Raw genomic sequence first — 26,216 nt, 5'->3', positions numbered from 1 at the left:
CGCAACGCCACGCAGTCAGCTCAGGAGAACACGATGCTGGCGATTGCGCCGTTGGTGTCGCTGCGCGGGCGCATCGACACGTCCCAGCCGTACAGTTCGCACAGGCGGCGCACGATCGCCAGGCCGAGGCCGGCACCGCTGCCGCCGGCACCTTCGCCGCGCACCCCGCGCTGGAACAGGCGCTCGGCATCTTCCGGCTTGATCCCCGGGCCGGTGTCGATGACCTCGATGCGGCCGGCGCCGACCTCGACGCGCACGCTGCCTTCGAGCGTGTACTTGATCGCGTTGCCGATCAGGTTTGTCAGCGCCACCGACAGCACCGATGCCGGCGCGTTGACGCTGACCGGATCGAGCGCCGCCAGCTCGATCGTCAACGGCTTGCCGCGCATCTGCGGGCGCTGGCTCTCGATCACGTCGGCAGCAACCTTGCCGACCTCGGTGGTCTCGCCGCGGGTGGGGCCACGCCGTTCGGCACGCGACAGCAACAGCAGCGCCTCGATCAGCTCGGTCGCCTGGCGCGAGGCGCGCTCGATCCGCTTCAGCCGCTCGCTCAGCTTCTCGGTGAGATCAGGCGAACCCTGCAGCAATTCGGTGGTGCTGGCGATCACCGCCAGCGGCGTGCGCAGCTCATGGCTGACATCGGAATTGAACTCGCGGTCGCGCTCGACCATCGCGGTGAGTCGCGCCGAATACTCGTCCAGCGCATGCGCCAGCTCGCCCACCTCGTCCTCGGCAAAGTAGGGTGCCAGCGGTTCGGCCTTGCCGGACCTGCGAAAATCGCGCAGCCGGTTGGCCAAATCGCTGACCGGCTTGAGGACTCGCCGCGACAGCCACAGGCCGATCGCCAGCGAAAGCAGGCTGAACAGCAAGACTGCGCCAATCAGTGACAGGATCAGTTGCTGCTTGCCCAGGTCCTCGCGACTGATGTCGTAGCGAGTGAAGCCGATGATGCCATCCTTGCGCTGTACCGCCAGCTTGTAATGCCTTTGCTTGCCCGTGGCGTCGGTCTCATGGATATCGTGAACCCCGCTACCCAGGTTCTGCCACGCAAGCGGCATCTTGTAGAGCGTGCGATCGCTCTTGACCCACCCCTCGACCAACTCGGATACGAACGGTCGATCTGGATGTTCAATGGCATTGTCGACCGCCTGATCCACGTCGCTCTGCATACTGGCATTGATCAGCTGGTTCTCGACCTTGGCGCGCACATAGAGCGACGCCACGGCAAACAACGCGCTGAGGCCGAAGCCGAACAGCGCGAAGGAGACGATCAGACGGTAGCGGAGCTTACGCCTGGACTGCATCCGGCTCGACCATGCGGTAACCGATACCGTGCCGCGTGTGGATCAGCGGCTTCTCGAACGGCTTGTCGATCGCCGCGCGCAGGCCGTGGATGTGCACGCGCAAGCTGTCGCTGTCGGGCAGCTCCTCGCCCCACACGCGCTGCTCCAGGTCCTGCCGGGTCACCACCGAGGGGCTGGCTTCCATCAGCGCCTGCAGCAGCTTGAGGCCGATCGGGTTCAACTGGATCGACTTGCCTTCGCGGTTCACCGTCAGCGTGTCGAGGTTGAAGGTGAGGTCGGCCACCTTCAGCACGCGGCTCTGCGGACCCTTGCCGCGGCGCGCCAGCACCTCCAGCCGCGCGGCCAGTTCCTGCAGCGCGAACGGCTTGGTCATGTAGTCGTCGGCGCCGGACTCGAAGCCGACCAGCTTCTGCTCCAGCGCATCGCGCGCGGTCAGCATCAGGATCGGGGTCTGCTTGTGTGCTTCGTGGCGCAGTTTGCGCGCCACCTCCAGCCCATCCATGCCCGGCAGGGTGAGATCCAGCACGATCACATCGAAATCATGCACCACCGCCAGGTGCAGGCCGGTCACGCCATCGCCCGCAAAGTCGACCACGTTGCCCCGGTCTTCCAGGTAATCGCCGATGTTGGTCGCGATATCCGTGTTGTCTTCGATCACCAGTACACGCATGCATCACTCCTGCGCAGCCGGCGCACGGGCCGACCGAGGTTGCCAGCTTAACAAGCTTGGGTGAGACCGGCGCGCCGGCCGCACCGTGAAACTGAATGGGGCCTCGCGCGGGAAAGAAAAAGGCCCAGATGCACGACTCGCCGTCGCCCATCTGAGCCCAAACTGCTACCCCGATACCATCGTCTGCCTTCGCTCGTCATCTCCATCGCCCGATACCGCAGCCGAGGAGCCTTGCCGATAAACAGGGGGTCGATCGTACGATGCCCGTGGTTACGACCTGGTTAACCCGTGGCTCCGACGCCAACCAGTGGACGGACCGGTGCCGGACGACCTCGCGGTGTTGCACGCAAACGATCGATGCCTGCCGCTACCTTCACTCACTGCGGGCTCCTGACGAACCCTGCACCGTCGCCTGGCCAGCGGCAAATATGCGTGCCCGTCAGAATCTGGCAGTCCGCGCGGGCGTGAATCTCTTCACCCGCACGGGCACCGGATGAAGCGTGATCACGGGCCAACGCCGCGTTGACCACGAACATCATGGCCTGCCGATACCGGCGCTGCATGCCGGCCACCGTCGGGGCGGGATACTTCCAACCCTGCATCGCGTGGATCGCCGCCTGGTCAAATACCCCCGCGGGCTGGGACTGGACAACCTGCACGTCGCGCAGGGTACCGTCGTCGGCAAGCCCGAACTCGACCACCACCTGCCCTTCCTCGCCACGCATCAGGGCCGTTTGCGGATAGACCGGTTGCCGGACCCGAATCGGCGTCAAGCCGGCGGCCGAAACGACGGTCGGCTCCGACCCGACGCTTGCCATCGAGGCCACTTTCGGCACGTCGGCCATTGCCTTCGGCAACACGACCGGCTGGACGGGCAGCGCCTTTAGCGAAATCGTCGCGATCGACGCAGGCAGCAGCGACACGTCGATGGCCCGCGCGGCAACGTCATCCCGCTCGGGAGTCACGAGCGATTCTCGCAGCGGCGCGAAATGAGGCAGGAACTTCGTCGCCGTGACATCCAGCGCCGGGATCAAGGGGATCTTCATGGCGATCGCGAGCGGCGCAATCACGGACGGTACAGCGGAGGAAAAACTGGTTAGCGCTTCCTGCTCGCGTGCCTGATTCCACTCCAGCCGCAGGGTGATCGCAATCAGCGCCGTACCCATGATTACCGCGAGCAGGCGCGCGGGCGCCCGCTTCCGCACACCGCGTGCTTCCGGCAGGACCATGTACTGCACACGGTCGAGCAAGACGCCGCCACTGGCGGCAAGAAGCAGCGAACCGGGATGCTCGCGCAGCTCGCCGAGCTGGGCCAGCGTCGCCGCGAACTCCTGGCGGCTGCCACCGGTCACCGACAAGGCGAGCCGGTCGGAGCAGATTTCACGTTCGTTGCGAACATCGCGCGAGACCCAGTGCACCACCGGATGGTAGAAATGCAAGGTTTCCAGAACCACCTGGAACAGGTTCGCCACCGGGTCCCACCGCTTCAGGTGCGCCAATTCGTGGGCAAGAATCAACTCGACCTGAGCCACCGGGAATTCGCACGCCACCGCCAGCGGCAACAGGATCACCGGCCGCAGCCAGCCCACCAGGACCGGGGTGTCCACGAGCCTGCTGCGCAGCACGGAAATACCCCGGCGCAAACCGAAACTCGCGGCCAGTCGATTGAGCGTGGCCTGCCATGGCGGTACCCGTTCAGCCAACCTCACCAGGATTTTCAGGTGCCGCCACTGCTGCCAGGCACGCAACGACAGCAGCAGCACGCCCGCGAACCACGCCAGCACCAGCCACGGCAGCATGGTGTTGAGCGCGGTGGCCCAGCTGATGTTTCCGTCAGCCGCTGCGGTGGCGAATGCCGGCACGGTCACCGGCGCCACGTCGAGGACAGCCTGGCCCGTGGCGGCGGCGGTATCCAGCAGCCACCAGCCGGTCAGCACCGGACAAACGGCAAACATGATCAGCGCACCCATGCCGCAGCGATAACGCCACTCGCCCCGCGGCAGCAGCGACCGGATGCCTGCGTAGACCGCGCCCACCAAGGCCGCCTGCCACAGGAAATGCAGCAGCACCCAGCCGATGATCCGCACGCCGTCCAGCAGCAGCGAGAGCGCGTCCATCAGTGCACGCCCTTGTCGAGTTTGTTCAACAGGCTGCGGATCTCCCGCAGTTCCTCGGGGCTGGTGCGTTGGCTGCCCAGGGCATGCAACACCAACTGCGAGGACGAGCCGTCGAATACCCGTTGCACCAGATCCACCAGGAACCGCTTCTGCGTGCGTTCCTTGCTCACCGCGGCGCTGTAGACGTGGGCGCGCTGCGAATCGTCGCGCTGCACCAACCCCTTCGCGTGCATCACCTGCAACATCTTCAGTGCCGTGGTGTAGCCGGTGCCGTCATCCAGATGAAGCACGTTGTGTACGTCGCGCACCGTACAGGCGCCGCGCGACCACAACACCTGGAGAATTTCCAGCTCGGCTTCGGTCGGTCTGGGTACGCCAACGGGCTGCTCTTTCATATCAACTCCCCAAGTACCGTGACGGAACCGACGACTCCCCGCGCGAAGGACAGGGCGACAAATGCGTCATTCATCGGCTCCGTCCACGGATGTCATGCTGCGGGATGGTGCCTGCGCCGCAGGGCATCCCTCGTTACCGCAGCGAATCACCCCGTCTGAGACGAGCATCAATCAATGACCACTCATGCCACCGGGCGTGGCATTGTGCTGCATGAACTCCTGGGCATTTTCCCGGTCCCTCTGGATCGCGCCGTAGGTGCGGCAGGTTCGCTTGGGTATGATGGAACCAATCGGATTTTCCGACTTGCACACCAGCTTGCGCGAGTCCCTGCGGGTCAGAATGTCGTTGACGTGTTCCTGATCGGCATACAGTTCGACCTTGGCGTCCTTGTCCATCTTGTCGACCGAGCCGTACTTGTCGAACAGCGCCTGCATTTCACCGAACGTGCCGTCGATGTCCTTGCGCTCCGCGCTGTCGACGAACTCCCAGTGCCCACCCGGAACCATCTGCTGATGCACGGCGGCCACCACCGCGGCAAAATCGTCCTTGTCCTGGGCCTTCACCACCGTTTCGGTCTTGCTGGCGTAAACCGCCAAGGGCAGCAAAAGCGCGCCTGCCGCCATGACCACCAGCGAAAACTTGAATTTCATGACCAGCTTCTCCGTGGATCGTGCCGCATCCCGTCACGGGACACCCGACGCAGACCCCCTGCAATCATCCTAAATCGACCGCGGCGACGGTGTCAACGATGATCTTCGTACTATTTGGTTCGTAGTAGTGCACGCTGAACTCAGTGCTGTCCTGGCCCCAAAACCGTTCTTGTCTGCGCCGCGCTTGGGTTGGCGTCGTAACCGATGAAGCCGGGCCTGGCACTGCGCATCATCTCTTGCTGCGCGTTCTGCCGGCCATGCTCGATGGCGCCATAGGTGCGGCAGGTTCGCTTGGGGATCAGCGAGCCGATCGGGCGCTCCGACTGGCAGATCAAACGGCGGTCATCGCGATGGGTGAGTATCGCATTGACGTTTTCCTGATCCACATACAGTTGGAACTTGGCCTCCTTGTCCATCGCCGCAACCGTCTCGAATTTGTCGAACAACGATTGCATTTCGGCCAGATTGGTATCGATCGTCTTGCGCTCGGTACTACTGACGAACTCATAACGCCCGCCGGGAACCATTTCCACCTTCACGGCGGCAACCACATCGGCAAACTCCGCCTTGTTGTCCGCCTTGATCGCAGCCTTTTCGACGCCCGCGTGAGACAGGCTCGGCGCCAGACATGCCGTGCCAAGCAGCAGACCCGCCACCCACATATTCAATCGCATTGCCCATCCCTCCCGATTCCGCCGCCACCCGCTACGGGCAGCCCAGCGCAGCATGTACCGCAAGCCACATTAAGCAAGCCACATTAAGAAGGTGCTCGTGTCATGTCAACGAAAACCTTCGTAGATGATCCCGTACGGGCTCCTGCATGACCCGACACAAGCCAGCCCACCCATTTCATGATCGTCGCCTGGAGCTTGCCACGACACCCTTCTCGCGCTCCCGCGACTCGAGCAGATTCATGATCGCACCGGCCACATCCACGCCGGTGGCGGCCTCGATACCTTCCAGTCCGGGGGAGGCATTCACCTCAAGCAGCAACGGGCCCCGGTTGGAACGCAGCAGGTCGACGCCAGCAATCTCCAGGCCCAAGGCAGCGGCTGCCCGCACCGCAATGCGCTTTTCCTCGGCACTCAATACCGCGGCCACCGCACTGCCACCTCGATGCAGATTGGCGCGAAAATCGCCCGGGCTGGCGACGCGCTGCATCGCCGCCACCACTTTCTTGCCGACCACGAAACAGCGGATGTCGCTGCCGTTCGCCTCGGCGATGAACTCCTGCACCAGGAAGTTGGCGTAAAGCCCGCGGAATGCCTCGATTACGCTTTGCGAAGCGCTGCGTTTCTCGGCCAGCACCACGCCGGTGCCCTGGCTGCCTTCGTTGAGCTTGATCACGTGTGGCGGCTCGCCGAGCAGGGCCAGTACGTCGGCGCTGTCGTCCGGGTTGTCGCCGAACACCGTGATCGGCATGGCGATGCCCTGGGCGGCGAGGATCTGCAGGCAGCGCAGCTTGTCGCGCGCGCGCAACACCGCGTCGGAGGGGTTGGGCGTGTATACGCCCATCATCTCCAGCTGACGCAGCACGGCGGTGCCGTAGAACGTGCTGGACGTGCCGATGCGCGGGATCACCGCGTCGATGTCGCGCACCGGCTTGCCGTTATAGCGGATCGCCACCGCGCCCGGCGCGATCCGCACATAGCAACGCAGCGGGTCGAGCACGCGCACCACATGGCCACGTTCGCGCCCGGCCTCGACCAGGCGCTTGGTCGAATACAGGCGGGTGTTGCGCGAGAGGATCGCAATCTTCATGGGGGACTCGTCATGCGGGGTCGACATCCGCCGGCGACGGACGCGATTGGGTATAGGAGCGCGCAGGATCGACGACGAACCTGCCGCTCAGCGCGCTGCGACCGAGCAGCATCGGAAACAGCATATGGCGGCGATCGGTGAGGTTGATGTCGACGCTGAAGCGCGCCCCGGCCAGCTCCACGTCGCTGCGGATGAACCAGCGTTCGGTACGTCGGCCACCCGTGTCGGTGACCGTGCGCCGATCCAGCGCCTTCGCTTCGCCGTGCACGGCCAGCGGCTGACGTCGAGCCAGATGCAGGGTGAAGCGCAGCCAGGTCGCGCCATCGCGCTGGAATGCTTCCAGGGTGTCGACATGCAACGAACTGCTGCGGGCGCCGGTATCGAGTTTCGCCTTGAGCATGCCGATGCCCAGTTGCGGCAAGGCCAGCCGCTCGCGCCAACCCAGGGTCACCAGCCGCGTGCCGATCGGATCCACCATGGGCTTGGGACAACTCGGGGGATCGCTGGATCGGGAAGTGGAGCGGGTGAAGGGAATCGAACCCTCGTCAGTAGCTTGGGAAGCTACAGCTCTACCATTGAGCTACACCCGCCGGGCGTCCATGGATGGTAACCCGGGTTGCGCGCGCTGGGAACTGTCGCGCGGCCTGCAGCAGGCAGCCCAATGGCCCCTGAACCGTGCATGGCGGCCAGCTGAATCATCGGGCGCGTGGACGCCGCCAACTAAGGTGTAGCTAACTTCGCCCGTGTGCATAATCCCCTCAAGACCCCGGTCATGCGGCCGGGTGGATGCAAGGCATCGCGGCGCAACCGACATCGGCTCACAGGGGACGGTCATGCAGGTACTCACCAAACTACTTGTTTCGCTGCGCCGCCATGGCGCCGTGCTGGCGATCGCGCTCGTGTGCGCCGCCGCCGGGCCGAGTCACGCGCAAACCGCTGCGGGCGACGACAGCGCCGAGCCGCCGACCCGGGTGGCACGGCTGTCCTACATCGCCGGCGACCTCGGCCTGCTGCCGGCGGGCGCGAGCGACTGGAACGATGCCGACCTCAACCGCCCACTCACCACGGGCGACAAGCTGTCCAGCGGCGCCGGTGCACGCGCGGAACTGGAGTTCGGCGGCGCCACCTTGCGCCTGGACCAGCGCACCGACCTGGGCCTGCTTGACCTCAACGACCAGATGGCCCAGATCGAGCTGACCCAGGGCACGCTGAATCTGAGCGTGCGGAGCCTGGACGATGGCCAGAGCTACGAGATCGACACGCCGACGGTGGCGCTGGTCATCAACCAGCCCGGCCGGTTCCGGGTGGACATCGACGGCGATACGACCCAGGTCACCGCGTTCGAGGGCAACGCCACTGTATACGGCGAGAACAATGCGCAGCGCGATGTGTTCGCCGGCCGCAGCTACCGCTTCGTCGATTCCAGCCTGGCCGCCGTGGCGATCAGCGACATCGGCGGCGGCGACGACTTCGACGCCTGGGTCGATCAGCGCAACCAGCGCTATGCCCAGTCGGGCAGCAACCAGTATGTACCCGATGACATGGTCGGCACGCCGGACCTGCGCGAATACGGGGCATGGCAGAGCACCAGCGACTACGGCGCGGTGTGGTATCCGAATGACGTCGGCCCCGACTGGGCGCCCTACCGCACGGGCAACTGGGCCTACATCGCGCCGTGGGGCTGGACCTGGATCGACTCGATGCCGTGGGGTTTCGCGCCCTACCACTACGGTCGCTGGGCGCATACGCCGCGCGGCTGGGGCTGGATCCCAGGGCCGCGCCATGCGCGGCCGATCTATGCGCCGGCCCTGGTCGCCTTCGTCGGTGGTGGCGGATTTTCGGTGGGCATCGGCAGCGGACCGATCGGCTGGTTTCCGCTCGGTCCGGGCGAGATCTACAACCCCTGGTACCGCTGCAATCGCGACTACTACCAGCGCGTCAACGTCAGCAACATCCGGCTGACCCGCAACATCACCAATGTCACCATCATCAACAACATCAACAACCACTACGGCCACTATCGCGACAACCGGCCCATGAGCGACGAGCGCTACGTCAATCGCCGGGCACCGGGCGGCTTCAGTGCCATGTCGGGCCGACAGTTTGCCGCCGGCCAACGCGTGCAGCGCAACCTGGTCAAGGTCGACCCACGCCAGCTGGAAGCCGCGCGGGTGGCACCGCACGGCGTCGACCTCCGTCCGCAGGCAGGTGGCCAGTCCGCCCAGCGCAGTGCCCATGTCCGGCAGTTGCCGCTGGGCGGATTCCAGCGCGAAGTGGTCGCGCGGCATGCGCCGCCCTCCACGCTCGAACGCCACATCGCGCCGAGCAGCAACCTGGCGACTTCACCGCGGGCGCCGTCGCCGCGATCGAACGTGCGCGTGCTGAATCCGCGCGCCGGCGTATCCGTCAACCAGCCAACGGCGGTGGGCAGCCAGGTCGGCCCGGACGCCGAGCGAGCCCGCCTGCCGCGCACCTCGAACGTGATTCCGAACGCACCGATCGTGCAGCGCGGCCAACCGGTCGAGCAGCCACGCCAGGGCGCGCTGCCGTCCGCGCGGTTCGCCCACCCGCAGGACCGCGACCAGGTCGGCGAGCGCTCGTCCATGCCGCGCCCGGGCGTCAGCTACATTTCCGGCGCCGAGCAGGACAACCGCGAACGGACCCCGCGTTCCACCCTGCCGCAAGTGCCGCAGATCCAGCGTGCCGAGAGCGCCGGGCGGCCCGCCACGATCCGCGAGGAGCAGATGCCCCGACCCGCGGCCAGCCAACCGCGCATGGTCGTCCCGGAAGCTGCCGCTCCGGCGGCCCGCTACCAGCGCGCAGAGCCGAGCCGGCCAGTCTATACGCGCGACGAGGCGCCGCCGCAGCGCGTGCAGCAACCGAGCTACCAGCCGCCGCCCCGTGAACAGCCGCGCGTCGAGCAGCCACGCTACGAAGCGCCACGCTACGCGCAGCCGCAACAACGGTCCGCGCCGCCAGTGCGCGCCGAAGCGGCCCAGCCCCAGCGCAGCGAGGCGCACCCGGAGCACAAGCCCGCGCCGCGCCCGCGTGACGACGGGCAGCGGCAATGAAGCTGCGCTAGAGTCCATCCGTTTTCAGCTGCACGCCTCGCCACCGGGCGTGCGCGACGAGTACGCCGCCTGGCACCGGCGCGCGCGGAACCCCAGACCCCCGGAACACCGCATGATCGCTGGCGACGACGATACCTTTCCGGAGCACCTGCGCCGGATCCGCAGCTTCGTCCTGCGCGAAGGCCGCATGACGCCCGCGCAACAACGCGCGTTCGATACCTTGTGGTCGCGCTACGGCCTCGACTATCGCGGCGCGCAGCGCGACTTCGACGTCAGCTTCGGCCGTTCTGCGGCGCGGGTGCTGGAAATAGGCTTCGGCAACGGCGAGGCGCTGGCGTGGGCCAGCGAGCATGACCCCGATCGTGACTTCATCGGCGTGGAGGTGCACGGACCCGGCGTCGGGCGCCTGATGAACGCGCTGGCCGCGCGCGATGCCGGCAACGTGCGGCTCTACAAGCACGATGCAGTCGAGGTGCTCGAACACGAGATCGCTGCCGCCGCGCTGGCCGAAGTGCGCATCTGGTTTCCCGATCCCTGGCACAAGAAGCGCCACCACAAGCGCCGCCTGATCCAGCCCGGGTTCGTCGAACTGCTCGCCTCGCGCATGGAACCGGACAGCCTGCTGCACCTGGCCACCGACTGGCAGGAATATGCCGAGCACATGCTGGAGGTGATGGAAGCCGCACCCGGCTGGCACAACCAGTCCGGCCCGGGGCAATACGCCGAAAAGCCCGCCTGGCGCATCGAGACCCACTTCGAACGCCGCGGACTGAAGCTGGGGCATGGCGTATGGGACCTGCTCTACCGGCGGGATTGCTCCGGCTCTTGATTCACCAGCCGTAGCACGCAGCCGCTTATACTGCCGGGCATTCAACAGGGACGAATCGACGCAGCGTGAAGCTCCCACTGCCCCATCGTATCCACCGCGACTTGCCGACCCGCCGAGGTGTCGGCTGATGGGCCTGTCGCTCACTCCCGAAATGATCCTGGTGCTGGGCCTGGTCGGCTTCACCATGATCATGCTGGTACTGGAGTGGATCCGCGCCGACATGGTGGCGCTGCTGGTGGTGGTGGTGATCGGGCTGACCGGGCTGATCCCCTCCGATCGCGTATTCAATGGCTTCGCCGGCAACGCGGTGATCGCGATCATCGCGATCATGATCATGGGTGAGGGACTGGATCGTGCCGGCGTGCTCAACCTCACGGCCAACTTCGTGATGCGCATGGCGCGCGGTGCGGAGTCGCGCCTCGGGCTGGTCATCAACCTGGTCGCCAGCCTGTTCAGCGCGGTGATTCCCAGCCAGGCGCTGGCCGCCCTGATGATACCGGTCAGCAGCCGGCTGTCGGCACGTACCGGCGTGCCGCTGTCGCGGCTGCTGCTGCCAATGGCGTTCTGCATCCTCACCGCCACCAACACCACGCTGATCGCGAACTCGCCGCTGATCGTGCTCAACGACCTGATCGCCAGCGCCAACCTCAACCTGCCGCCGGGCGCGCACACGATCCCCAAGTTCGGCCTGTTCAGCGTCACCCCGGTCGGCCTGACCCTGGCCCTGGTCGGCGTGGCCTATTTCTATTTCCTGGGACGCAAGCTGCTGCCCGGTCACGAAGACGAACGCCTGAAGGTGACGCCGGGACGCACCGAGAGTTATTTCGCCGAAATCTACGGCATCAGTGGCGACACCGCCGAGCTCACCGTCACCGCGGAAAGCCCGCTGGTCGGCATGAGCATCGGCGAGGCCGAACAGTTGCACAACGCACCGCTGATCCTGGCAATCAAGAGCGGCAACGACGCGCGCATGGCGCCGCCGGCCGATCATGTGATCTGGGTCGGCTCGATACTCGGCGTGCTCGGCCCGCAGGAGCAACTGAGCCAATTCGCCAACAACCAGCTGTGCCGGCTGTCGACCCGCATGCGCCAGCTCGGCGAGCTGTTCAACCCGACCCGCGCCGGCATTTCCGAGGTGGTGATTCCGCCGGTATCGCGTTTCATCAAGCACACCGTGGCCGAGCTGCGCCTGCGCAAGCGTTTCGGTATTTCGGTGCTGGCGGTGACCCGCGGCGACCAGGTGTTCCGCGACGACGTGCGCGGAGTCAGCCTGCAGGCGGGCGACACCGTGGTACTGCACAGCAACTGGCGCGATCTGGCGCTGGCCGCGGAAGACAAGGATCTGGTCGTGGTCACCGACATCCCGAAGGAACAGCAGCGCCCCGGCAAGATCTGGCAGGCGGTGGGCTTCTTCCTGCTCGCCAAATGCCTGGCGCTGTTCACCAACCTCGACCTGTCGGTGGCGATGATGACCGGCGCGATCGGCATGCTCCTGACCGGCGTGCTGAACATGGACGAGGGCTACAAGGCGATCAACTGGAAGACCATCTTCGTCACCGCCTGCCTGATTCCGCTGGGCTGGTCGATGGATGCCACCGGCACCGCCGCGTGGATCGCACAGGAAGTACTGGTGCACCTGGGCAGCACGGCACCATGGGTGTTGCAACTGTGCCTGGCCGTGCTCACCCTGCTGTTCTCGCAGATGATGTCGAACGTGGGCGCCACCGTGATGATGGTGCCGATCGCGATCAGCGTGGCCGTTGCCACCGGCGGCAACCCGGCAGCCTACGCATTGATCGTCGCGGTATCCTCGTCCAACACCTTCCTGCTCAGTGCCGGCCACCCGGCCCTGATGATGGTCACCGGCCCCGGTGGCTACAAGGGCAAGGATTTCCTGCGCGTCGGCGCGCCGCTGACCCTGGTAGTGCTGGTGGTGACCCTGGTCGTGGTGAACCTGATGTTCCGTTGAGGGACCGGGTTCGGTTCCGCTAGGCGCTGCCCGCATGCTCCAGGCAGACGGCGTCATCAATCACGCATACCGGCACGGTGCGCAGATGTTGCCCGCGGCACGGTCCTCCGGTGCACAGGCCGTCGGCCCGGTTGAAGGTGGCGCCATGCACGGCGCAGATCAGGGTGTCGTTCTTCAACAGGAACTTGCCGGGGGCGTAATCGAGCCGGTTCCCGGCGTGCGGGCAGATGTTGAGGTAGCCTCGCACCTGCTCGCCCTGCCGCAGCAGGATCAGGCTTTCCTCGCCATCGGCCAGCATGGCGTCGACGGCGGTGGCGCCGCCATCGGGTATCTGGTCGAGCGGACACAGCACCTGCGGCGGCGGCGATTCGAGCGGGCTCGCTGTATCCATCGGCACTTGCCTCGTGGGCCACAAGGCCCCATCGTGGTGACGTAAGTCCTTGATTTTACCATACGGATTTTTAACACATGCGACTTTACCTGCACTCCATACGCCGTACCCGCCATCCGCTGGTGCGTTTCCTTTCGCTGCTGCTAGGCCTGGCGGTGATCGGCGTGCTGCTGGTGTTCGGGCTGGTGGTGGCCGGCGTGCTGCTGGTCGGCGGCGCAATCCTGCTGGCGATACGCCAGTGGAAGCACGGGCATGCGCCCGCAAGACCGGTCACCTCGGCGGCGAAGAATCAGCCCGCCGTGCTGGAAGGCGAATTCCGGGTGCTCCACCCGGGACAGCACTGAGCCAGGAGTGTGTCAGGAGGCGTGGGAAAAGGGAGCCAGCCGCACGCGGCGACTCTCGCCCCGCACTCACCTCCAATCGTTTCCCGCTTCGCGGATAATGCGCCGTCCCCACACGGTCTGTCCCCATGTCCGAAACTTCTGCCAGCGCCACGGCGGCGTCATCGCATCGCCTGACTGACCCGCGCCTGCTGGTGCCACTGGGGCTGCTGGCGCTGTACGTGATCTGGGGTTCGACCTACCTGGGCATCCGCTTCGCGCTGGAAAGTTACCCGCCATTCCTGCTGGCCGGCGTGCGTTTCCTGGGCGCCGGCATCGCACTGTACGGCTTCCTGCGCTGGCGCGGGATGGCGGCACCAACGTCGCTGCAATGGCGCAACGCGGCGTTCACCGGCTTGCTGCTGCTGGGCTTCGGCAATGGCCTGGTGTGCTTTGCGGAAGAACGGGTGAGCTCGGGCATCGCCGCGGTGGCGGTGGCCAGCATGCCGCTGTTCGCCGCCCTGTTCACCGGCATGTACGGACAGTGGCCGAACCGGCGCGAGAGCGTCGGACTGGCGATCGGCTTCGCCGGCGTGATCGTGCTGAACCTGGGCAGCAGCCTGTCCGGCTCCCGGCTCGGTGCGGTGGCCTTGCTGGTGGCGGCGATGTGCTGGGCATTCGGCTCGGCGTGGAGCCGTCGCCACGACATGCCTTCGGGCCCGATGAACACGGCGGCACAGATGCTCTGTGCCAGCGTTGCCCTGCTGGCGTTCGGTTTCCTCAACGGCGAGCGCCTGCCTTCACACCCCGGCACGCAAGCCACCCTGGCGTTGATCTACCTGGCCGTGTTCGGTTCGATCATCGCGTTCAGCGCCTATCTGTACGTGCTCAAGCATGCGCGTCCGGCATTGGCTACCAGCTATGCGTACGTCAATCCGCCGGTCGCGGTATTGCTCGGCATCCTGCTGGCCGGCGAACACCTCGGCCCGTACGACCTCGTCGGCATGGCGGTGATCCTGCTTGGCGTGATGGTGATTACGCTGGGACGGGCCCGCGGCGCGGGCGCACCGTCATCACCGCGGCTGCGCTTCGGCGGCGGCGCGCGCTGAGGTTTCCTGCGCGACGGCCGGCGGCACCGGCGGCAGCGAGAATGTCGGGCATGGTCCGCCCGTATCCGGCAGCGCCTGCATCCATGCGAGGAGCGGTGGGACCAGCCACGCGGTGCGCATCGGCAGGCTGAGATGCCCCTCGCCGGGGACTTCCACGTAGCTCGCCCGCGGCGAACGACGACTCAGTGCAGCCACTGCCTTGCCCGAAGTCAGCACGTCATGACTGCCGCGCAGGAGCAGCGTACAGACTCTGGTCTGGGCCAACGCATCGCCGGGATCGATCTGCTCCAGGTCCACATCCAGTTTCCGGCTAGCGCGTGCGATCGCCGCGTCGACCTCCTTCGGCGTGATCCAGCGCGCCAGCCAGTCGTATCCGAACAGCTTGCTGGCCGGTGCTCGGCGAATCACGGCCGCGGCATCGGCATACGGCTCCAGCGCCACCACGCCACGCAGATTTTCGAGTTGCGGCGCGGCGAACAACGCCACCGTGGCGCCATAGGATGCGCCCAGTACATACAGTGGCCCGGGCAGTCGATGTTTCGCTTGCAGGTCGCGCACCAGCTCGACGATGTCGCCCGCCTCGCGCGGCCCGTAACCCACCGGCGCATCCGACGAGCCGCCCTGGCTGCGTAAGTCCGGCATCACCACCTGGTAGCCAGCGGCGACGAAGTGGATACCCCAGATGGACATCGCCGCGCCACTCATGCTCCATGGATGCAGCAGCACCACGCTGCCCTTCGGCGTGAGCAAGGGTGCCTTGGTCGGATCATCCTCGAAACTGAAGTTGAACGAGAAGCTGGTGTGCTTCCCCTTGCGTTGTACCTGGTACTCGTCCTTGACGTGATAAGCCCTAGGCGGTGCGATCCAGTAGGCGATGCGCACACCTTCCCGGGTGCGCATTGCGTCGCGCCGGAATCCTGCATGCGCCAGAAACGCATCCGCCGACCGCGACGAGGCATGACCCGGATGTTCAATCTGCCGTGTCACGAAGGTGGTGCAGCCGCCAAGGCCCAATCCCAGAAGCAATCCCGGCAGCCATCGTCCGTAACGCATGCCGTCTCCGCGCGCAGTCAACCCGATTCGATCATAGCTCGCGCAACGCCGTGGTCACCGGCAAGCGCGCTGCGCGCACCGCGGGGAACAGCCCGCCGATGAAGCCGATCGCCAGCGCCCATTTCAGGCCACTCCACAGCAGCTGCGGCGACACCTTGAACTGGAACACCACCTGGCTGAAGTTCGCGCCCAGGGTGGAGGCGGTGTAGCCGTTGAACACCAGCCACACGATCAGCGCGCCCAGCACGCCGCCGAGCAGGGCCAGCAGCATGGTTTCCAGCAGCACCGACACCACCACCGGAACACCACGGAAGCCGAGCGCGCGCAGCGTGGCGATCTCGCGCGAACGCGCGGCGACCGCTGCGAACATCGTGTTCAGTGCACCGAAGATCGCGCCGATCGCCATGATCACGCCCACCGTGATGCCTACCGCGCGGATCACCTTGGTCAGGCCTTCGGACTGCTTGCTGAAATACTCGCTGGTGGTGCTGACATCGACCTTGAGAGTCGGGTTGCTCATCAGTGCCGCCTTGAAGGCATCCAGCGCAGCCGGGCTGGCCAGACGCACGGTGACCGACTCCGCACTGCTGCCGCGACGGTAGGCCGAGGCGACGGATTTCGCGTCGCCCCACAGCTCCGAGTCGTATGAATCGCCAGAGGCAAACACGCCGACCACCGTCCATGTCTGTCCGGCCAGGCGCAGCTCCTTGCCCACGTCGAGTCCGGCAAACTGGCGCAGCGCGCCCTGGCCCACATCGAGTTCGCGCAGGCCCGGCTTGAAGCGACGCCCGGCAATGATCTTCACCTTGGGTCGCAACGCCCATGCCGCGTCGTCGATGCCGCGAATCGGCACGTTGGCATCCACGCTGGCATCGCTCTTCTTCGGCAGGTTGGCCACCACCACCAGTTCGGCCGACGCAATCGGCCTGCCGTTGGCATCCTTCGCGATGCCCGGTGCCTCCTCGATGGTGCTGATGTTGTCGCGCGACAACACCGAATTCAGCTCCGCCTGCGAGCCGCCACGCAGGACGATGGCGGTATCGTCGCTGCCGGTCTGCTGCAGGGTCGCCTGAAAACCGTCGCCCATCGCGAGCATCGCCACCAGCACGCCGACCACACCGGCAATGCCGATCACGATCACCGCCGACGAACCCAGGCGCTGGGTCACCGTACTCAAGCCGACACGGGTCACCGACAGCGTCTGCCGCCCGCGCCGTGTCAGCAGCAGCCACAGCACCAGCACAACCGCCAGCGCGAGGATCGCCGGCCACGGCAGCATCGTCCACACGACCAGCCAGGCCACGACGATGGCGAACAGACCCACACCGAACAGGAATTTCTTCATGACATGCTCCTCAGCGGCCGGCCAGCGCGTCGACGATCTTCAGACGCATGCCGCGCAATGCGGGGAATGCGCCCACCAGTGCACCGATCACGACCATCGCGATGATCCCTTCGATCCAGTTGCCGGTGCCGACGGAAGGCAACTGCACCATGCCGCCACTGCCCTTGCTCACCGCCGGAGCAATCACCGTCGCCAGCGCCATGCCGATCACGCCCCCGATCAGCAGCAACAGCACCGATTCGCCCAGCACCAGGCCCAGCACGCTGCGACTGGAAAAACCAATGGTCTTCAGCACGGCCAGTTCCGGGATGCGCTCGCGCACGGCCTGCGCCATCGTGTTGCCGGTCAGCAGGATCAGGGTGAAGAACACGGCCACCATGATGGCGCCCACGATCAGCCCGATGTTCCCCAGTTGCTTGGCGAACGAGGCATTGAAGGCGCTTTCGGTCTGGGTCTTGGTCTCGTGATCGGAATTGGCCGAGATCGCGTCGATTGCCTTGGCCACCCGATCGGACTGCGACGGATCGGCCACCTTCACCACGTACCATCCGACGTCGCTGCCACTGAACGCGTTGGCCTCGTAGAAGTACTTCCAGTGCAGGTAGAAGACCTGGTCGACGCCATTCGGCGCACCCGGCCCGGCCTTGAAGATGCCGACAATCTCGAACGGCCAGGTCTTGCTGCCGTTCTTCTGCGGAAAAATCGTCGATTGCAGCGGAATCTTGTCGCCCACCTTCCAGTGGTAACGCTGCGCCAGCGCCTCGCCCACCACCGCGCCGTCGCGCGTCGCGTCGAACGCCTTGCGCTGATCCGCCGGCAGGTGGATTTCCGGAAACATGTCCAGGTACTCCGCCGAGATCGCGAAGCTCAGCACGAAGTTGCGCGGATCCTGGTAGATCCCGCCGAACCAGTTGGAATGACCCACCGCCTGGACGCCGGGGATGTTGCCGATCTGTGCCTGCAGGCTCTGCGGCAAGCCCTGGATGATCGAGTAGCGGGAGCTGACCACCAGCCGGTCGACGCCGGTCATGCTCTGGCTCCCCGAGTCGAACGCGGCGCGTACGGAGTTGAGCAGGCCGAACAGCAGAAACGCGGCGATGATCGAGACCAGGGTGAGGAAGGTGCGGGTCTTGCGCCGGAACAGCGCCGCCCAGATCAGGTGGAGATATTTCATGATGGTCTCCTCACGCCGCCGTCTGTTCCACCAGGGTGCCCTTGTCCAGATGCAGCGTATGCGTCGCGTGCTCGGCCGCCTTCGGATCATGGGTGACCATCACGATGGTCTTGCCGTGCTCGCGATTGAGCTGCTGCAGCAGGCCCAGCACATCCTCGGCCGATTGGCGGTCCAGATCGCCGGTCGGCTCGTCGCACACCAGCAGGGTGGGATCGGAAACGATCGCACGGGCGATCGCCACGCGCTGCTGCTGACCGCCGGAGAGTTCGCCCGGCTTGTGGCTGGCGCGGTCGGCCAGGCCCACCAGTTGCAGCGCGATCGACGCGTTTTTCTTCCGCTGGGCGCCCGAGAGCCTGGTGAGCAGCAGCGGCAATTCGACATTGCGCTGCGCCGACAGCATCGGCATCAGGTTGTAGAACTGGAAGATGAAGCCGACGTTCGACGCGCGCCACTTCGCCAGTGCTCCCCCGCCCATCTGGTCGATGCGCTGGCCACCCACGCTGATGCTGCCGGCACTGGGCGAGTCGAGGCCGCCGATCAGGTTCAGCAAGGTGGTCTTGCCCGAGCCGGACGGCCCCATCAGCGCGAGGAAATCGCCTTCGGCAATATCGAGGTTGACGTGATGCAACACCTCGACCTTCTGCTTGCCGCGCTCGTAGGTCTTGGCCAGGTTCTGGATCTCGATCAGGGTGCCCATCATGTTTCTCCGATGAAGATGCCGCTTGGTTGACTTGTCTGGTATGCGCGAATGCGCCGCCGAGAAATTCCCATGGTTCAGGACTTGCCGGGTTCGACTTTGACCTTCGAGCCGTCATGCAACGACGTCGCCGGCGCCACCACCACGCTGTCGCCCGGGTTTACCGCGGCCGGCAGCAGGCGCAGCGCGCCGTAGGACTGCGCCGCGGGATCCACCCGACGCTGGCGCGCCCGGTCGCCGTCGACCACGAACACCACGTTGTGGCCGTCGCGCTGAACGATGGCCTTGGCGGGGACCAGCACGCCCCTGGGCGTCTGCTCCGCATACGCCGGTTTCTGCTGCTGTTCGAGGAACGACACGCGCACGCCCATCTCCGGCACGATCCGCGCGTCCTTCTTCTCCAGCGCCACGCGCACCTTGATGGTGGCCTTGCCGCGATCGGCGGTCGGTACGATGGCGATGACATGGGCGGGAATCTTCCAGTCCGGATACGCGTCCAGCACCGCCTCGGCCGGCATGTCCGGCTTGACCCGGCCGATATAGGCCTCGTTGACGTCGACATCGACTTCCAGCGAATCCATGTCGACGATCGTGCCCACGCCAGTACGGGTGAAGCCGCCGCCGGCGGACAGCGGCGAAATGATCTCGCCGACCTGCGCGTCCTTGGTGGTGACCACGCCGCTGAACGGCGCGCGCACCACGGTGTAGTCGAAGTTGACCTCGGCCTGCACCGCCTGCGCGGCGGCAGCGGCGGATTGCTTCTGCTGCGCGGCGAGCTGGGCCCGGGTGCTGTCGACCAGGGTACGCGCCTGCTCGGCCGCCTGTTTCGATACCAGGCCCTGCTGCGCCAGCGACTGCAGGCGTGCCGAGTCGTGAAGGTTCTGCGCCAGCTGCGCCCGATACTGCGCCACCAGCGCCTGGGCGGCGGCGGCCTGCGCCCGGGCCGTTTGCAGCCCCGCCTTGTAGGCACTGTCGTCCAGTCGCGCCAGCACCTGGCCCTTCGTGACGTGATCGCCTTCCTCGATCAGCACCGCGGTCAGCGTGCCGGTGATCTGCGCCGACACGGTCGCCTGGCGTCGCGCCGTGACATAGCCGGTCGCCTGCAGCACCGCGCCCGCTTCGCTGTCCGCGCTGAGCGACACCGCCTGCGCCACCTGCACCGGGAGCGCCCGCTGACCCAGCCAGAACCAGCCGGCGGCGCCGAGCAGCAACAGCACGACGACCAGCGCACCGACGATCCACGGCCAGCGCCCACCGGCCCCGTCGTGATCCTCACGCTGGTGGCGCCCGATGCGCAGTTCCTTCAACAGTTCGGCGTTGTCCACTCGTGATCCCCGTCAGGTGCCACCGGTTGCTCGACGTTGCCATCATGGGGGATCGACCCACGCCATGCTCAGGGTGCAGCATCAGCCGTTCTCGATGACAGCTGTCACCCCGCGCGCCCAGCTCCGCGCAGTACCGTACCCACAAGGGTTTGCTAAGCTTGCCGGCGTGACTTATATCATCGCACCACCCGCCCCGCCCAGCCTGCCGATCATCGGCAGCGAGCAGCGTTTTCCCATCCGCCGCGTGTTCTGCATCGGTCGCAACTACGCCGAACATGCGCGCGAGATGGGCGCCAGCGTGGACAAGGGAACACCGATGTTCTTCTGCAAGCCGGCCGACGCGGTGGTCGGCGACGGGGCCGACGTACCCTACCCGTCGGCCACCAGCGACCTGCACCACGAGGTAGAGATGGTGGTGGCGCTGGGTTCCGGCGGCCGGGACGTCGACCCGGAGCAGGCGCTGTCGCTGGTCTGGGGTTACGGGGTGGGGCTGGACCTGACCCGGCGCGACCTGCAGGCGCAGGCCAAGGCCAAGGGCCATCCGTGGGACGTGGCCAAGGCGTTCGATCATTCGGCACCGGTCTCGGCGCTGCGCCCGGCCGCGGCGGCAGGCATCGACGCGGACACCGTCTTGCGCCTTAGCGTCAACGGCGAGCTGCGCCAGCAGGCCAGCCTGGGCGAGATGGTGCATGGCGTGCCGCAGATCATCGCGGCGCTGTCGCGCCTGTTCGAGCTGAAGGCCGGCGACCTGGTTTTTACCGGCACGCCGGCCGGGGTGGCTGCGCTGCAGCGCGGCGACCGCTGCCATGCCGAGCTGGTCGGCGTGGCCGAACTCGCTGCACGTATCGTCTGACCTCCGTTCACGCGCTCCTGTGCACGGCCGCAGCGGTGCGCTAGAGTTCGGGGGCGCCATTTGGCGCAACTTCGGGGAGAAGTGCATGAGCATGCTGCAGGAATTCAAGGCGTTCGCGATGCGCGGCAACGTGATGGACATGGCGGTCGGTATCGTCATCGGCGGGGCATTCGGCAAGATCGTCAGCTCGCTGGTCAGCGACGTGATCATGCCGCCGATCGGCTGGCTCACCGGCGGCATCGATTTCTCCTCGTTGAAATGGGTGCTCAAGCCTGCCGACGACAGCAATCCGGCGCACAAGATCGCCGAGGTGGCGATCAGCTACGGCAGCTTCGTCAATACCATCATCACCTTCATCATCATCGCCTTCTCGATCTTCATGGTGATCAAGGGCATGAACCGGATGCAGAAGAAGCAGGAGGAGGCGCCTGCCGCGCCGCCGGCCGATGTCGCCCTGCTCACCGAAATCCGTGATTTGCTGAAGAACAAGCAGTAACGCCCGGACCGCGGGAACGACCTGGATCGTTCCCGCGGTCGACGGCCGTGACTTCTGGCCCAAGCAGGCGACGGCGCGCACGCCATAATCGGGTTTTCCCTGCGGAGTTCCCCGATGCGACGCATTCCCCTCACCGCACTGACCGCGAGCCTGCTGCTGGCCTGCAGCATCGCCAGCGCCGCCACCACGATCTCCGCCGCCGCGGTCAGCACGGCCGAACAGCTGCGCGACCGCGCGATGCATGACGACACCGCCTACCGGATCGTCAGCTCGCTCACTACCGAAGTGGGCCCGCGCCTTGCCGGCAGCGACGCCGACCTGCGCGCGCGCGAATGGGCCGTGGCGAAATTCAAGGCGCTTGGCTTCGACAAGGTCTACACCGAGCCGGTGACCTTCCCGCTATGGCAGCGTCGCAGCGAGAGTGGGGCCATCGTGGCGCCGTTTCCGCAGCCGCTGGTACTCACCGCACTGGGTTATTCGCCGGGCACGCCAAAGGGCGGCCTGACCGCCCAGGTGGTGAAATTCGACAGCCTCGACGCACTGAAGGCCGCGGCGCCGGCCGACGTGAAGGGCAAGATCGTCTACGTCGATTACCGGATGCACCGCCAGAAAGACGGCCATGACTACGGCATGGGTTCGGCCGTACGCGTGGACGGTCCGCCGATCGCCGCGGCGAAGAGCGCTGTCGGCTACCTGCTGCGCTCGGCCGGCACCGATGCGCACCAGCGCATCGCGCACACCGGCGTGACCGGTTTCCGCGACCAGGCCAAGGCGATTCCCGCGGCCGCGCTGTCCAACCCCGACGCCGACCAGCTCGACCGCGTGCTCGCCTACGGCAAGCCGGTGACGGTCAAGCTCGACCTCGACTGCGGCATCGTCGGCGAATACACCGGCGCCAACGTGATCGGCGAGATCACCGGTCGCAAGCACCCTGACCAGATCGTGGCGATCGGCGGCCACCTCGATTCATGGGATCCGGGCACCGGCGCGATCGATGATGCCGCCGGCGTCGCGATCGCGATGGCCGCCGCCAAATTGATCCATGACCTGCCGCAGCGACCCGACCGCACCATCCGGGTGATCGCCTTCGCCAACGAGGAGATGGGCCTGTGGGGCGGGCGCGCGTACGCCGACCGGCACGCCGGCGAGGTGGCGAAGTTCCAGCTCGGCACCGAATCGGATTTCGGTGCCGGCCCGATCTGGCGCATGAGCGCCAGCGTGAAGCCGTCGGCGCGTGGCGCGATCGAACAGATCGCGAAGGTGCTGGCGCCGATCGGCGTGGCCTACGACGCCAAGCGCCCCGGCGGCGGCGGTTCCGATCTTTCGCAGATGCACGCCAAGGGCATGGCGGCACTGACGCTGACCCAGGACGGCACCCACTACTTCGACTGGCACCACACGCCCAACGACACGCTGGACAAGATCGACCCGCAGGAACTGGCGCAGAACGTGGCGGTGTACGCCGCGTTCTCTTACATGGCGGCCCAGGCCGACGGCGATTTCGGTTCCGCCGCAGGCGCCTTCGCCGACGACGGTGCAGGCGAGTGAACGACGACCGGACTGAACCGCGAGGATGATCGCGGTTCAGTCGGCAGCGAGCAGCTTCGCGTTGTCCTTGCGCCCGAACCGCTGCTGCAGCCGATCCATGTACAGATAGATCACCGGCGTCAGGTACAGCGTGAGCACCTGCGACACCAGCAGGCCGCCGACGACCGCCAGGCCCAGCGGGCGGCGCGAGGAAGCGCCGGCACCAATGCCCAGCGCGATCGGCAACGTACCGGCGAACGCGGCCATGGTGGTCATCATGATCGGGCGGAAGCGCACGTGGCAGGCCTCGACGATGGCCTCGGCCGGCGCCATGCCTTCCACGCGCTGCCGCTCCAGCGCGAAGTCGATCAGCATGATCGCGTTCTTCTTGACGATGCCAATCAGCATCACGATGCCGACGAACGAGAACAGGTCCAGCGGCGCGCGGAAGATCATCAGCGTGAGCAGCGCGCCCACGCCTGCGGCCGGCAGGCCGGACAGGATCGTCAGCGGATGGATGAAACTCTCGTACAAGATACCCAGCACCAGATAGATCACGAACAGCGCCAGCACCAGCAGCAGGCCCATGCCCTGCATTGAATCCTGGAATGCCTGCGCGGTGCCCTGCACGCTGCCGGTGATCGAGGCGGGCAGGTTCAGCTGCTTCATCGCGCCGCCGATCTCGCTCACCGCCTGGCTCAGGCTCACGCCGGGCGCGAGGTTGAACGACACCGTCACCGCGGGCAGCTGGCCCTGGTGGTTCACCGTGAGCGGCTGCGCCTTGCGCTGGAAACTCGCCACCGCGCTCAGCGGCACCAGCGAGCCGGTGTCGGAGGTGACGTACAGCTGCGACAGGATCGCCGGATCGTCCTGCTGCGCGTAGTCCACCTGCAGGATCACCCAGTACTGCGTGGCCGAGCCGTAGATCGTGGACACCTGGTTCTCGCCGAACGCGCTGCCCAGCGCAGTCTGCACCTGGCGCATGCTGAGGCCCAGCGGCGCCAGCTTGTCGCGGTCGACGTGCACCGCGATCGCCGGGCCGTTGAGGTCGAGGTCGCTGGTGACGTCCTGGAAGCCGGGCAGCTTCGCGAATGCATCGAGCACCTTGCCCGATTCCCCGTACAGCGCCTGCAGGTCGATCGATTGCAGCGTGTACTGGTACTCCGCCTTGGATTGCCGACCGCCGATCTGGATCGCCGGCGGGTTCTGGATATAAGCACGGATGCCTTCCACCTTCGCGAACTTCGCCCGCAGCTCCTGGATGATCTGGTCCGGATCGAGCTTGCGCTCGCTGGCCGGCTTCAGCGTCATGAAGATCGAGCCGTTGTTGGTGGTGGTACGCGAGCCGCCGCTACCCACCGAGGACATGAACGCGCCGACGTTCGGGTCGTCCGCCACGATCGCGGCGAGCTGCTGCTGGCGCTGCTTCATGCCGGCGATCGAGATGTCGTCCGGCCCTTCCGTGTTGACGACCAGCTGGCCGGTGTCGCCGGCCGGGATGAAGTCCTTGTTGACGACCACGAACAGCAGCGCGGTGACGACGAGGCTGGCGAAGAACACGCCGAGCGTCACCCGAGGATGCGCCACCGCCCATGCCAGCGAGCGGTTGTAGCCGTCGCGCACATGGTTGAAGCCCTGGTCGAACCACAGCACCACGCGCGACTTGTGCTCGTGTTCCGCATGCTTCACGTAACGGCTGCACAGCATCGGCGTCAACGTGATCGAGACGAAGCCGGAGATCAGGATCGCGGTGCTGATCGTCACCGCGAACTCGTGGAACAGCCGGCCCACGATGCCGCCCATGAACATCACCGGCAGGAACACCGCCACCAGCGACAGCGTCATCGAGAAGATCGTGAAGCCGATCTCGCTGGCGCCCTTCAGCGACGCCTCGTACGGGTCCATGCCGGCCTCGACATGGCGCACGATGTTCTCCAGCATCACGATCGCGTCGTCCACCACGAAGCCGACCACCAGGGTCAGCGCCAGCAACGAGAGATTGTCCAGGCTGTAGCCGAGCGCGTACATCACGCCGAAGGTGCCGATCACCGACACCGGCAGTGCCAGCGCGGGAATCAGCGTGGCCGACAGGTTGCCGAGGAACAGATAGATCACCAGGATCACCAGCACGCCGGCCAGCAGCAAGGTGTACTGCACGTCGTCCACCGAGGCGCGGATCGAGGCGGAGCGGTCGTACAGCACGCCGAACTTCACCCCCGGCGGCAGCGTGGCCTCGAACTGCGGCAGCACTGCGCGGATGCGGTCGACCGTGGCCACCGTGTTGGAGCCGGGCTGGCGATCGATCGCCAGGATCACCGCACGCTTGCCGTTGAACCAGCTCGCCACCTGGTCGTTCTGCACGCCGTCGCTGGCGTGACCGAGCTGGGACAGCCGGATCGGCGCGCCGTTGCGGTACGCCACGATCAGGTCGTTGTACGGTGCTGCCTTCTGCAATTGGCCGTCCGAACTCACCTGCAGCAACTGGCGACTGCCGTTGAGCGAGCCGGTGGCAAGATTCACGTTGGCGTCGGAAATCGCCTGCTGCAGCGTGTCGATGCCGATGCCGTTGGCGGCGAGCTTGTTCGGATCGACGCTGATGCGCACCGCGTATTTCTGCGAGCCGAACACGCTCACCTGCGCCACGCCGTCGATCATCGACAGCCGCTGCGCCAGCTGGGTCTCGCCGTACTCGTCAACGGTGGACAGCGGCAGCGTGTCCGAACTCAGGGTCAGGTACAGGATCGCCTTGTCCGCCGGGTTCACCTTGCGGAAGGTGGGCGGCGTCGGCATCGTGGTGGGCAGCTGGCGCTGCGCCGCCGAGATCGCCGACTGCACGTCCTGCGCGGCCGCGTCGATGCTGCGGTCCAGCTCGAAGGTCAGCGTGATCGAGGTCGAGCCCAGCGCACTGGTCGAGGTCATCGACGAGATGCCGGCGATGGTGGAGAACTGGTTCTCCAGCGGCGTGGCCACCGCGCTTGCCATCGTTTCCGGCGAAGCGCCCGGCAGACTCGCGCTCACCGAGATGGTGGGAAAGTCCACGTTCGGCAGCTCGTTCACCGGCAGCTTCGGGTACGCGGCCACGCCGAACACCACCAGCGCGATCATCAGCAGCGCCGTCATCACCGGCCGGCGGATGCACAGGGCGGGAAGATTCATGAC

23 protein-coding genes and 1 tRNA gene are annotated in these 26,216 nt (G+C 66.2%); 8 read left to right on the top strand and 16 right to left on the bottom strand.

The window, feature by feature from the left end:
• Positions 1-20: 20 nt before the first annotated feature.
• The 9 genes from B0E47_RS12455 to B0E47_RS12415 all read right to left on the bottom strand — a co-directional run bounded on the left by B0E47_RS12455 (position 21) and on the right by B0E47_RS12415 (position 7,488).
• A complete protein-coding gene (locus B0E47_RS12455; RefSeq protein WP_077514577.1) occupies positions 21-1,304 on the bottom strand; it encodes a HAMP domain-containing sensor histidine kinase in 1,284 nt (427 codons plus the stop codon).
• Positions 1,288-1,974 carry a response regulator transcription factor gene (locus B0E47_RS12450; RefSeq protein WP_077514576.1) on the bottom strand — a complete coding sequence of 229 codons (687 nt, stop codon included), beginning with the start codon at positions 1,972-1,974 and terminating at the stop codon, positions 1,288-1,290. The genes B0E47_RS12455 and B0E47_RS12450 overlap by 17 nt, the downstream gene beginning before the upstream one ends.
• Before the next feature lie 377 nt (positions 1,975-2,351).
• Complete coding sequence (locus tag B0E47_RS12445) at positions 2,352-4,091, bottom strand: M56 family metallopeptidase (protein ID WP_077514575.1); 1,740 nt, start codon at positions 4,089-4,091, stop codon at positions 2,352-2,354.
• On the bottom strand, positions 4,091-4,486 hold the full coding sequence (locus B0E47_RS12440; protein WP_077514574.1) for a BlaI/MecI/CopY family transcriptional regulator: 396 nt from the start codon (positions 4,484-4,486) through the stop codon (positions 4,091-4,093). The genes B0E47_RS12445 and B0E47_RS12440 overlap by 1 nt, the downstream gene beginning before the upstream one ends.
• A gap of 171 nt (positions 4,487-4,657) precedes the next feature.
• Positions 4,658-5,137 (bottom strand): hypothetical protein, encoded by a 480-nt coding sequence (locus B0E47_RS12435; protein WP_077514573.1) that lies wholly within the window; start codon positions 5,135-5,137, stop codon positions 4,658-4,660.
• A gap of 140 nt (positions 5,138-5,277) precedes the next feature.
• Positions 5,278-5,811: a hypothetical protein gene (locus B0E47_RS12430; protein ID WP_139351451.1), complete on the bottom strand. Its 534-nt coding sequence runs from the start codon at positions 5,809-5,811 to the stop codon at positions 5,278-5,280.
• Between the two features lie 175 nt (positions 5,812-5,986).
• Positions 5,987-6,898: a 30S ribosomal protein S6--L-glutamate ligase gene (rimK, locus tag B0E47_RS12425; protein WP_077514571.1), complete on the bottom strand. Its 912-nt coding sequence runs from the start codon at positions 6,896-6,898 to the stop codon at positions 5,987-5,989.
• Positions 6,899-6,908: 10 nt separating this feature from the next.
• Positions 6,909-7,376, bottom strand: a complete 468-nt coding sequence (locus tag B0E47_RS12420; RefSeq protein ID WP_077514570.1) for a RimK/LysX family protein — start codon at positions 7,374-7,376, stop codon at positions 6,909-6,911.
• Between the two features lie 38 nt (positions 7,377-7,414).
• Positions 7,415-7,488: transfer RNA gene (locus B0E47_RS12415), tRNA-Gly, on the bottom strand.
• Between the two features lie 243 nt (positions 7,489-7,731).
• Between B0E47_RS12415 and B0E47_RS12410 the strand changes: the two genes are divergently transcribed.
• The 3 genes from B0E47_RS12410 to B0E47_RS12400 all read left to right on the top strand — a co-directional run bounded on the left by B0E47_RS12410 (position 7,732) and on the right by B0E47_RS12400 (position 12,767).
• Positions 7,732-9,969 (top strand): FecR family protein, encoded by a 2,238-nt coding sequence (locus B0E47_RS12410; RefSeq protein ID WP_077514569.1) that lies wholly within the window; start codon positions 7,732-7,734, stop codon positions 9,967-9,969.
• Between the two features lie 112 nt (positions 9,970-10,081).
• Positions 10,082-10,798 (top strand): tRNA (guanosine(46)-N7)-methyltransferase TrmB, encoded by a 717-nt coding sequence (gene trmB / locus B0E47_RS12405; protein ID WP_077514568.1) that lies wholly within the window; start codon positions 10,082-10,084, stop codon positions 10,796-10,798.
• 127 nt (positions 10,799-10,925) lie between these two features.
• A complete protein-coding gene (locus B0E47_RS12400) occupies positions 10,926-12,767 on the top strand; it encodes an SLC13 family permease (RefSeq protein WP_174566985.1) in 1,842 nt (613 codons plus the stop codon).
• Between the two features lie 19 nt (positions 12,768-12,786).
• Here the strand turns inward: B0E47_RS12400 and B0E47_RS12395 are convergent, their stop codons facing one another.
• Positions 12,787-13,158 (bottom strand): Rieske 2Fe-2S domain-containing protein, encoded by a 372-nt coding sequence (locus B0E47_RS12395; RefSeq protein ID WP_077514567.1) that lies wholly within the window; start codon positions 13,156-13,158, stop codon positions 12,787-12,789.
• A gap of 77 nt (positions 13,159-13,235) precedes the next feature.
• Here B0E47_RS12395 and B0E47_RS12390 point away from each other — a divergent pair, with 77 nt between their 5' ends.
• Together B0E47_RS12390 and yedA are read left to right on the top strand one after the other, a co-directional pair.
• Positions 13,236-13,502: a hypothetical protein gene (locus B0E47_RS12390; protein ID WP_077514566.1), complete on the top strand. Its 267-nt coding sequence runs from the start codon at positions 13,236-13,238 to the stop codon at positions 13,500-13,502.
• A 125-nt stretch (positions 13,503-13,627) separates the two neighbouring features.
• Positions 13,628-14,587, top strand: a complete 960-nt coding sequence (gene yedA, locus B0E47_RS12385) for a drug/metabolite exporter YedA (RefSeq protein WP_077514565.1) — start codon at positions 13,628-13,630, stop codon at positions 14,585-14,587.
• Here the strand turns inward: yedA and B0E47_RS12380 are convergent.
• The 5 genes from B0E47_RS12380 to B0E47_RS12360 all read right to left on the bottom strand — a co-directional run bounded on the left by B0E47_RS12380 (position 14,552) and on the right by B0E47_RS12360 (position 20,181).
• Complete coding sequence (locus tag B0E47_RS12380; RefSeq protein ID WP_168171065.1) at positions 14,552-15,487, bottom strand: alpha/beta fold hydrolase; 936 nt, start codon at positions 15,485-15,487, stop codon at positions 14,552-14,554. The genes yedA and B0E47_RS12380 overlap by 36 nt on opposite strands.
• 184 nt (positions 15,488-15,671) lie before the next feature.
• Complete coding sequence (locus tag B0E47_RS12375) at positions 15,672-16,985, bottom strand: ABC transporter permease (protein WP_077514563.1); 1,314 nt, start codon at positions 16,983-16,985, stop codon at positions 15,672-15,674.
• Positions 16,986-16,995: 10 nt separating this feature from the next.
• Positions 16,996-18,159: an ABC transporter permease gene (locus B0E47_RS12370; protein ID WP_077514562.1), complete on the bottom strand. Its 1,164-nt coding sequence runs from the start codon at positions 18,157-18,159 to the stop codon at positions 16,996-16,998.
• A gap of 10 nt (positions 18,160-18,169) precedes the next feature.
• Positions 18,170-18,856: an ABC transporter ATP-binding protein gene (locus B0E47_RS12365; RefSeq protein ID WP_077514561.1), complete on the bottom strand. Its 687-nt coding sequence runs from the start codon at positions 18,854-18,856 to the stop codon at positions 18,170-18,172.
• A gap of 77 nt (positions 18,857-18,933) precedes the next feature.
• Positions 18,934-20,181, bottom strand: a complete 1,248-nt coding sequence (locus B0E47_RS12360) for an efflux RND transporter periplasmic adaptor subunit (RefSeq protein ID WP_077514560.1) — start codon at positions 20,179-20,181, stop codon at positions 18,934-18,936.
• 166 nt (positions 20,182-20,347) lie between these two features.
• On the opposite strand from B0E47_RS12360, the gene B0E47_RS12355 reads away from it, so the two are divergent.
• The 3 genes from B0E47_RS12355 (at position 20,348) to B0E47_RS12345 (ending at position 23,078) form a co-directional block, all read left to right on the top strand.
• On the top strand, positions 20,348-21,034 hold the full coding sequence (locus tag B0E47_RS12355) for a fumarylacetoacetate hydrolase family protein (protein WP_174566984.1): 687 nt from the start codon (positions 20,348-20,350) through the stop codon (positions 21,032-21,034).
• 85 nt (positions 21,035-21,119) lie between these two features.
• Entirely contained in the window at positions 21,120-21,530 is a 411-nt protein-coding gene (mscL, locus tag B0E47_RS12350) for a large-conductance mechanosensitive channel protein MscL (RefSeq protein WP_077514559.1), read from the top strand.
• Between the two features lie 114 nt (positions 21,531-21,644).
• Positions 21,645-23,078, top strand: a complete 1,434-nt coding sequence (locus B0E47_RS12345; protein WP_077514558.1) for a M20/M25/M40 family metallo-hydrolase — start codon at positions 21,645-21,647, stop codon at positions 23,076-23,078.
• A gap of 36 nt (positions 23,079-23,114) precedes the next feature.
• On the opposite strand, the gene B0E47_RS12340 is transcribed toward B0E47_RS12345, so the two are convergent.
• The gene (locus tag B0E47_RS12340) at positions 23,115-26,213 is read right to left on the bottom strand and encodes an efflux RND transporter permease subunit (RefSeq protein ID WP_077514557.1); all 3,099 of its coding nucleotides are present in this window, start codon (positions 26,211-26,213) and stop codon (positions 23,115-23,117) included.
• Positions 26,214-26,216: the final 3 nt, after the last annotated feature.

It is taken from the genome of Rhodanobacter sp. B05 (genome assembly GCF_002001085.1).
Taxonomy (GTDB): domain Bacteria; phylum Pseudomonadota; class Gammaproteobacteria; order Xanthomonadales; family Rhodanobacteraceae; genus Rhodanobacter.
The sequence above is the reverse complement of the archived record's forward strand: the minus strand, read 5'-3'. Positions and strand labels throughout refer to the sequence as shown.

Bases quoted from the DNA above. Each gene is read 5' to 3' on its own strand.
- mscL (WP_077514559.1), top strand. From the start codon at position 21,120: ATGAGCATGCTGCAGGAATTCAAGGCGTTCGCGATGCGCGGCAACGTG.
- B0E47_RS12430 (WP_139351451.1), bottom strand. From the start codon at position 5,811: ATGCGATTGAATATGTGGGTGGCGGGTCTGCTGCTTGGCACGGCATGT.
- B0E47_RS12440 (WP_077514574.1), bottom strand. From the start codon at position 4,486: ATGAAAGAGCAGCCCGTTGGCGTACCCAGACCGACCGAAGCCGAGCTG.
- B0E47_RS12380 (WP_168171065.1), bottom strand. From the start codon at position 15,487: ATGCGCACCCGGGAAGGTGTGCGCATCGCCTACTGGATCGCACCGCCT.
- B0E47_RS12420 (WP_077514570.1), bottom strand. From the start codon at position 7,376: ATGGTGGATCCGATCGGCACGCGGCTGGTGACCCTGGGTTGGCGCGAG.
- yedA (WP_077514565.1), top strand. From the start codon at position 13,628: ATGTCCGAAACTTCTGCCAGCGCCACGGCGGCGTCATCGCATCGCCTG.
- B0E47_RS12450 (WP_077514576.1), bottom strand. From the start codon at position 1,974: ATGCGTGTACTGGTGATCGAAGACAACACGGATATCGCGACCAACATC.
- B0E47_RS12455 (WP_077514577.1), bottom strand. From the start codon at position 1,304: ATGCAGTCCAGGCGTAAGCTCCGCTACCGTCTGATCGTCTCCTTCGCG.
- B0E47_RS12395 (WP_077514567.1), bottom strand. From the start codon at position 13,158: ATGGATACAGCGAGCCCGCTCGAATCGCCGCCGCCGCAGGTGCTGTGT.
- B0E47_RS12370 (WP_077514562.1), bottom strand. From the start codon at position 18,159: ATGAAATATCTCCACCTGATCTGGGCGGCGCTGTTCCGGCGCAAGACC.
- rimK (WP_077514571.1), bottom strand. From the start codon at position 6,898: ATGAAGATTGCGATCCTCTCGCGCAACACCCGCCTGTATTCGACCAAG.
- B0E47_RS12345 (WP_077514558.1), top strand. From the start codon at position 21,645: ATGCGACGCATTCCCCTCACCGCACTGACCGCGAGCCTGCTGCTGGCC.
- B0E47_RS12375 (WP_077514563.1), bottom strand. From the start codon at position 16,985: ATGAAGAAATTCCTGTTCGGTGTGGGTCTGTTCGCCATCGTCGTGGCC.
- B0E47_RS12435 (WP_077514573.1), bottom strand. From the start codon at position 5,137: ATGAAATTCAAGTTTTCGCTGGTGGTCATGGCGGCAGGCGCGCTTTTG.
- B0E47_RS12400 (WP_174566985.1), top strand. From the start codon at position 10,926: ATGGGCCTGTCGCTCACTCCCGAAATGATCCTGGTGCTGGGCCTGGTC.
- B0E47_RS12365 (WP_077514561.1), bottom strand. From the start codon at position 18,856: ATGGGCACCCTGATCGAGATCCAGAACCTGGCCAAGACCTACGAGCGC.
- B0E47_RS12410 (WP_077514569.1), top strand. From the start codon at position 7,732: ATGCAGGTACTCACCAAACTACTTGTTTCGCTGCGCCGCCATGGCGCC.
- B0E47_RS12390 (WP_077514566.1), top strand. From the start codon at position 13,236: ATGCGACTTTACCTGCACTCCATACGCCGTACCCGCCATCCGCTGGTG.
- trmB (WP_077514568.1), top strand. From the start codon at position 10,082: ATGATCGCTGGCGACGACGATACCTTTCCGGAGCACCTGCGCCGGATC.
- B0E47_RS12340 (WP_077514557.1), bottom strand. From the start codon at position 26,213: ATGAATCTTCCCGCCCTGTGCATCCGCCGGCCGGTGATGACGGCGCTG.
- B0E47_RS12445 (WP_077514575.1), bottom strand. From the start codon at position 4,091: ATGGACGCGCTCTCGCTGCTGCTGGACGGCGTGCGGATCATCGGCTGG.